Here is a 1,243-nt window from a genome sequence, read left to right as displayed (position 1 = left end):
GAGACTGTTTATTTAAGTGTGTCATAATTCAAAATTTTATAAATTATGACTACAATGGAAAATTCAAAAAAGACAAAAGAAGATCTTGAGCAATTATTTGAAGAAGCTTTGAATACACTCAAGCGGACAAAGAAATTAGAGGGTACGGACGGAGCCTTTACACCATTGGTGAAGCGATTATTGGAAGCAAGTATGGAAGGGGAGATGGATGCACATCTCACTACCAGTCGACCCAATCGTCGCAATGGCAAGGGGAAAAAACAAGTGAAAACGAGTTTTGGGGATGTCCCCATAGAGACCCCGAGAGATAGGGACGGGACCTTTGATCCGGATATACTTCCTAAAAGACAACGTTCATTGGGACCGGGACTTGAACAAAAGATTCTGAGCCTGTATTCCATAGGGATGAGCTATCGGGATATCTGCTCCCACATAAGCGAAATGTACGGAATGGATATTTCGGCCGCCCAGATCACCGCCATTACGGATAGGATCTGGCCCGAAATAGAAGAATGGCGAAGTCGCGCTTTGGATGGGGTCTATCCGTTCGTCTGGCTCGATGCGATGTTCTATAAGGTCAAACAAGATGGCCAGATAAAGAGTATGGCCGCTTATTTGGTGCTGGGGATGAATACCGAAGGTGAAAAAGACCTACTGGGCATCTACCTGGCAGAAGCGGAAAGTTCAAAGTTTTGGCTAAGCGTATTGACGGATCTACAGCTTCGGGGAGTGAAGGATATCATCATCGCATGTATAGATAATCTAAAGGGTTTTAAGGATGCCATAAAAGCCGTTTTTCCCCGAACGGATGTCCAGCTCTGCATTGTACATCAAATAAGGAACGCCCTAAGGTATGTACCTTTCAATGATTCCAGGGAAGTCCTTAGGGACATGAAAGAGATTTATAGGGCCAATACCATCGAACAAGCGGAGATCGGCCTGGAATCCTTTGAAAACAAATGGGGCAAGAAGCACCCGGCGATGGTGAGATCATGGAAAACAAACTGGGAAGGTCTATCAACATTCTATAACTACCATCCGGACATTAGATATATTATGTATACCACCAACTCCATTGAAGGCTTCAACCGACAGATCAGAAAGTTCACAAAATCCAAAGGATCATTTCCCTCGGAAAGAGCTCTATATAAATTATTATATTTGGTCAGTAGCAGACTGGCAAAGAAATGGAGTAGACCAAGAAGTTGGACCAAAGTTATTTCTATTCTGGCCTTGACCTATC

General features: G+C 43.5%; 1 protein-coding gene. It reads left to right on the top strand.

Going from position 1 to position 1,243, the window contains the following annotated elements; genetic code table 11:
• Nucleotides 1–54: 54 nt before the first annotated feature.
• A partial coding sequence (locus tag MWU82_RS23945; RefSeq protein ID WP_247098267.1) for an IS256 family transposase occupies nt 55–1,243 on the top strand: 1,189 nt, incomplete at its 3' end.

The sequence above is a fragment of the Arenibacter sp. S6351L genome, assembly GCF_023016025.1.
Lineage (GTDB): Bacteria > Bacteroidota > Bacteroidia > Flavobacteriales > Flavobacteriaceae > Arenibacter > Arenibacter algicola_B.
This window is presented reverse-complemented; position numbering and strand designations above follow the sequence as displayed.